Origin of the sequence: Methanospirillum sp. (assembly GCF_035560735.1) — an archaeon.
In the GTDB taxonomy this organism is placed as follows: Archaea; Halobacteriota; Methanomicrobia; order Methanomicrobiales; family Methanospirillaceae; genus Methanospirillum.
The window spans coordinates 1-6,008 of sequence record NZ_DATMYY010000201.1 but is presented as its reverse complement, the minus strand read 5'-3'; the positions used below and the strand labels follow the sequence as shown (position 1 = coordinate 6,008).

At 43.8% G+C, this 6,008-nt stretch carries 6 protein-coding genes; 3 read left to right on the top strand and 3 right to left on the bottom strand.

Features of this window, described 5'->3' with window-relative positions; all coding sequences use genetic code 11:
* Window positions 1-174 precede the first annotated feature (174 nt).
* The gene (locus VN429_RS05970) at window positions 175-1,380 is read left to right on the top strand and encodes an aminotransferase-like domain-containing protein (RefSeq protein WP_325630903.1); all 1,206 of its coding nucleotides are present in this window, start codon (window positions 175-177) and stop codon (window positions 1,378-1,380) included.
* 107 nt (window positions 1,381-1,487) lie between these two features.
* Window positions 1,488-2,723, top strand: coding sequence for a condensation domain-containing protein (locus VN429_RS05965; RefSeq protein ID WP_325630899.1), 1,236 nt, complete (start codon window positions 1,488-1,490; stop codon window positions 2,721-2,723).
* Between the two features lie 30 nt (window positions 2,724-2,753).
* Here the strand turns inward: VN429_RS05965 and VN429_RS05960 are convergent, their stop codons facing one another.
* Together VN429_RS05960 and VN429_RS05955 are read right to left on the bottom strand one after the other, a co-directional pair.
* On the bottom strand, window positions 2,754-3,308 hold the full coding sequence (locus VN429_RS05960; protein ID WP_325630897.1) for a cysteine hydrolase family protein: 555 nt from the start codon (window positions 3,306-3,308) through the stop codon (window positions 2,754-2,756).
* Window positions 3,305-4,168, bottom strand: a complete 864-nt coding sequence (locus VN429_RS05955; protein ID WP_325630895.1) for a GNAT family N-acetyltransferase — start codon at window positions 4,166-4,168, stop codon at window positions 3,305-3,307. The genes VN429_RS05960 and VN429_RS05955 overlap by 4 nt, the downstream gene beginning before the upstream one ends.
* Window positions 4,169-4,309: 141 nt before the next feature.
* Between VN429_RS05955 and VN429_RS05950 the strand changes: the two genes are divergently transcribed.
* Window positions 4,310-5,164: a MerR family transcriptional regulator gene (locus tag VN429_RS05950; RefSeq protein WP_325630893.1), complete on the top strand. Its 855-nt coding sequence runs from the start codon at window positions 4,310-4,312 to the stop codon at window positions 5,162-5,164.
* Window positions 5,165-5,167: 3 nt separating this feature from the next.
* Here VN429_RS05950 and VN429_RS05945 read toward each other — a convergent pair whose 3' ends face one another.
* Window positions 5,168-5,893 (bottom strand): 4Fe-4S double cluster binding domain-containing protein, encoded by a 726-nt coding sequence (locus VN429_RS05945; protein ID WP_325630891.1) that lies wholly within the window; start codon window positions 5,891-5,893, stop codon window positions 5,168-5,170.
* Window positions 5,894-6,008: the final 115 nt, after the last annotated feature.

Below are 6,008 nucleotides of genomic sequence, written 5' to 3'. Positions count from 1 at the left end.
GTGCATATACAAAGTTAGACAAAGATATGGTTAGATTTTCCTTTTTTCGCATGGGCATTAACAAAAAATTTTTGAACCTTGCTATCTAAAAATCCAGCAAGAGAACAATAATATGAAATCATATTCTAATGCTCTCCCTCAAATGCCGGTAAAGCTCATTTCTATAGGATAGTTATGCAGTACACGTTTGCATCCCGGATGGAGAATACCCCCCGGTCATTCATCAGGGAGATCCTCAAAGTGACACAGAAACCTGAAATCATCTCCTTTGCCGGAGGTCTGCCAAACCCTGAACTTTTTCCTGTGCAGGAACTGGCAGCGACTGCAGAGAAAGTCATTGCTGAGGAGGGAACTGCTGCACTCCAGTATGCAACAACAGAGGGTCATCCTCCACTTCGTCAATGGATAGCAGATCGATACAAAAAACGTCTGGGTATCGATATCTCTCCTGATGAGATCCTGATTACCAATGGATCACAACAATGTCTTGACCTGATTGGCAAGATATTCATCAACAAGGGAAGTTATGTTGCAATTGAACGACCTGGATACCTCGGTGCTATTCAGGCCTTTTCAATGTATGAACCAAAGTTCGCCACGATATCACTGACTTATGAAGGTCCTGACATTAACGAACTTGAAATGGTACTGAGTCGTGACAAACCATGTTTCTTTTATGGTGTTCCAAATTCTCAGAATCCTTCAGGAATAACATGGTCACGAGAGAATCGAAAGGAAGTATCTGAAATCCTTAAGAAATACAGTACCATTTTCGTCGAAGATGATGCATACGGGGAACTCAAATTTAGGGGAGAACAGATGCCTTCCATAAAAAAAATAATTCCCGAGCTTACTGTGATGACAGGTTCATTCTCTAAGATCATCGCACCAGGTATGCGTATGGGGTGGATCTGTGCACCTAAACAAATCCTTGAACAGGCAGTAACTGTTAAACAGGGTACTGATTTGCATTCAAACATTTTGAGTCAGAGAATTATTTCCCGGTTCCTCGCAAATTACCAGATAGATGCACATATTTCCCGGATATCTGAAGCTTATTCAAACCAGTGCGACTGTATGTTATCTGCAATAAAAGCAGAATTTCCTGAAGGGGTTACCTGCACCAGGCCAAATGGAGGAATGTTTATCTGGGCAACACTACCGGAGGGGTATTCATCAATGGAACTATTCGAACGTGCCATAAAAAAAGATGTGGCAATCCTTCCAGGTATCCCATTCTATACAGATGGAGGAGGATTAGATACAGTCAGACTGAACTTTTCTAACTCAACACCTGAACGCATCGAAGAAGGGATCTATCGCCTTGGTCAGGTTCTCAAAGAATATCTGAAAGAAACTCCAAATCAACACGCAGCATAGAGATGGTTTTAAACCAGCCCAGGTTTCAATCTGAATTTACCCCCCTTCGGTTTCAGGTTAACCCCTTTGACTTTTTTTCTGACCTTCTCTCATTATTTTCTGACCAGATGATCCATCTTGTTATCATGCTTAAAGGGCAGATCCATTCGGATTCTCTTGTCAAGGCTGCTATGATGGCAACTGAAGCTGAACCAATTATCCGGTGCCGACTTGTCCAGGACGATAACAAACTCTTGTGGGAGATGATCCCGGAAATCAAGAGTGAAGAACTTTTTATACAAATATCAGATTCAAACCCGGTTACTCTCCTCCAAAAAGCCCTGTCATATCAAATTGATCCATACCAAGGTCCCATGATACGGATCATCCATATAAGAAGCACCGAAGATAAAGGTGATATTCTCGTAATCAATGCTCATCACGCATCAATGGATGGGAAAGGGATGAAAGACTTTGCCAGTTTACTTTTCTCATTTTACCGGGGAGAGAGATCCGGATGTGCATTTCATACAGAACCAGGTTCAATCAGCCAGAGAATTCTGCCTCAAATCTCATCACGCATAACACGTCAGGAAAATCTGAATCCTGACGGGGTATCCTGGTCAGATAAATTTTCAATTCCTGCTAAATCCATGCATTGTGAACAGCAGGTTTTTTCAATTCTCAGCTTGAACAGGGAACGTGTCAGAATTATTCATGAAGTTAGAAAGGAATGGAAAGTTACACTAAACGATCTGATGCTTGCTGCGGTGGCAACAGTCTGTGCCGGATTAACTCAATGGAAATTAAGGGACATACATCTGCTCACTACCATCGACCTGAGAAGGTACCTGAAGGAAGTTCCCCAAAGAACTGTTTTTAATTATTCAACTGCGTTCGAAGTTTCTATCCCAGTTTTCCATGATGATTCACTCATGGAAACTTCTCTCAAAGTTCATATGATAATGGATGAGATAAAACAGAAAAACCCCGGAATTGATGGAGCAATAGAAGCAGAACACCTTTACAATGCTGGCTGCGTCAAAGCCAGAACTGATATGCAAAAACAATGGAATGAAGTTCGCACCAAAGGAAAAAGATCTCCTCTGTTCACAAATACCGGTATCATAAATCCCAAAGATCTTGATCCCGGAGTGTCGGTATCTCGTGCCTTTCTCCTTCCAACACACAACCTGCCACCAGGATTTAGTTTCGCAATCTCATCATTTGGTGATGTTATGACACTATCCTCCAGTTATGGATTGCCTGCATTTGATCCTGACATGGTCAGAGCACTCTATTCCTCTCTTGATATGATAATCCCGGGATATGATTCAGATCCCGGGACATACATGGTAATATGATAGGACCCGTGAACGGGTGGAGAGTAGAGCCTATCCTTTGATCTGCCGGATGACGTCTTCTGTTGAGAAAACCTGTACATACAGGCCTGATAATGCTGCAAGGAAGGACATGTGTACATATTCTGCAGGCACTGTCTGACCATCCCAGATCAGATCTCTCGTCGCACATGCATCAGACGCTAACATGCACTGATACCCAAGATCTGCTGCTGCCCTGACAGTTGCATCCACACACATATGGGTCATCATCCCCCCAATTACAAGGTTTTCTACACCGGCCTTTGTAAGAATTTCTTGAAGATTCGTTTCCCTGAAGCTGTTTGGGAAATTTTTCTGAACTACATCTTCTCCGGGCAAGGGTTTTACAAGATCGTTGATCATAGCCCCCTTTGTCTCAGGGAGGAAAAAGGGAGCATCCGGTCTTGTTGCAAGATGTTGAATGTGAATTATCAAATACCCATTTTTCCGTGCAGCATCAAGCATACTACCAGCTTTTTTACCGGCATTTTCTGCACCAACCAGTTCCATCTTTCCGCCTGGAAAGTAATCATTCTGAATATCAATAAGGATTAAGGCTGACTTCATGACAACACTTCTGTTTTTCTGATGAGCAGGTGACGCCGGAGATAAAAACCAAATCGTTCATAAAACCGGAATGACTGTTCATTTCCTTCACATACCCGTACCCGGTATTCACTCACATCTCTCTCTTTAATCCAAGTGAGTGCATGATTCATAAACGTGGTTCCGATTCCAAGAGAGCGGTATTCTGGAAGAACAAATATAGATTCAATCTCCCCGTATGAACCGGATGCGGCAGAACTCACACAAAATCCAATATATGGTCCGGCGCCCCTTACCTGTGCCAGATGTACTAAAAGTTCCCTGGCAGCATTGGTTTGCAAAATATCATCGCAACGCTCTAAGAACGGCCTGGCTAAGAGTTGATCTTTAAAATACCTGGCGTTGCAGGCATGATGGCTTCTCAGAAGATCCCATAATTCTTCAATATACAATAGGCCATCCTTACCGAATTCCTTGTAAGTGATATCAGCTGGATCTATTGGTATTGATTTCTGGCTTGAGACTAAATCATCCCGGTGTACTACTTCAGGACTAAACGCCGGCACGCAGACCGCCAGGTATTCAGCTCCTTTAGGAGAACTGTACTGTACCCATTCTCCTGCTGGAACAATCACAGCCTGTCCACTCTGAACATCTACCGATCCAGTTCTGGTTGAAACTATAAGTGTTCCTTTAAGGACTAGCGAGTATTCATCAAACTCAGGAGTCTGGCCTGGTTCAGCCCATCCTGGCGGACTCTTCATCATGGCGATACTGACCTGATCTGTTCCGGATACTGCCCTTCCGATAAATTCTGCAATGGTTTTCGGGGGAGAACCTGCTGCCGGAATCAGCCGGGGTGCACCGATAACCCTGACCATGCAATCAGGTTAGCTGATATCCGGGAAAAATGGGATCCTGTCAAGACTACAAAACGAGACTGTTAACTATAAACCTGACTCTGACCCGGGTGAGACTGCGGTGATCTTTACCTGTCCACGGGCCACAATAAAGGGTAACACATGGCAATCGATCAGATCCCAATTGGCAGGTTTTCTCTCATCAGTCATCTGTCACTTAAGGCACTCAGGATCTATGATAGAAAGGGACTACTTGTTCCTGCTGCAAAAGATCGTATCACAGGATACCGGAACTATACAGCATCCCAGATCGGAACCGGAGTAGTTATCAGAACTCTTTCCTTGCTTGGATTCAACCTTGATGAAATCGCATCAATCCTAAGAGCTAAAGAATCAGGAGATGATGAGATAATCCGTAGCCTCATTGCACAACGACGGGCAGAGATTGGAATTGAGATTGACAGGTTACACAAGATAGAAGAGATCCTCCGTCATCAGGAGATCTCGCTGGATTTGATACCAATGAGTTGTACAGAGCCGGTAATCAAGAATATCACCCCTATCAGAGTGATGAGCATCCGTGACAAAGGGAGATATGAAGAAGTCTGCTCACGCCTCATCAATGAACTTTGTTCTGTCATTGCGACTGAAAATTCAGGTCAGACAGGGCTACGTATGGCAGGTCCTCCAATGAGTATTTATCATGATGGAGAATACAGGGAGTCAGATGCAGATATTGAGGTTGCATTTCCTATTTTAGGAAGAATCAGTACAGATTCAAATCACATCCACATATCTACACTAAGTGGAGGGCGATTTCTTTCACTTATTTACAAAGGACCATACATGGGGATCCATGAGGGATGGTCACGGGCATATGCGTATGCAACAGAAAAGGGAATATCTTTGGGAATTCCGGGGAGAGAATTATATTTGAATGATCCCTGTGAGATCCCACAAGAGGAATTGATCACTGAAATTCAAGTCCCAATAATTGGAGAGGTTGAACTTCCCTGATGCTTACGGATGTTCTATCTTTCCTGAAGCTCGTTTTCCATATGGGCATGCATATAGGCACATGCCACATACTGCCTCTTTTCCCTGCGCACGAAGCGACGCAAAAAACTGATCACATTTTCCTGCATCATATCTAATCTCCCGTGCATCTTCTTCTCTGAATGATTCTCCGGTAAAAGCATGAACTGGGCAGGCATCTACGCATTCACGGCACGAACCGCACCGCTCTTCCATAGGAGTTCCTGTTGGGGCTAGTGGTGCATTGGTGAGGATACTTCCCCACCTGACCCGTGGTCCTGCAGATTCAGTGATGAGAAGACAGCTCTTTCCTATCCATCCCAGGCCTGCACAATGCGCTGCGAGTTTATGTGAGAAAAATGCTGATATCTTTTCATTATTTGTCCGCGTGGATGCAGGAACTGGGAATGCAGAAAACCCATCCTCCTGAATTCGACCAGCCAGTTGTGAAACCAGAATATCTAGCCTTGTGTTAATCACATTGTAAGCATAATGCCGATATAATATTGATCCAGATTCAGATCTCCCTGGAAGTAAGTCAACAACTGGATGAACAAGATTCATACCCACGGAAATTGCGAAGGGATACATGGCAATCTCCTCACCACCTTGTTCACGAATTGCTTCGTGAGCAAGATGAAGGTCGGCAACCCCGTAATGATTTACCCCTGCCTGTCCGGCAATCTGCCGGAGTGCCTCATCAAGAGACATGAATACCTGTAATACACCTAGACTGATACGTGTGCCGATATGAAAGAAGAGATTTCCTTCAATCTGTCGATGGAAAATTATTGATAAAAGATTTCATTCAGATACCACATAAAAG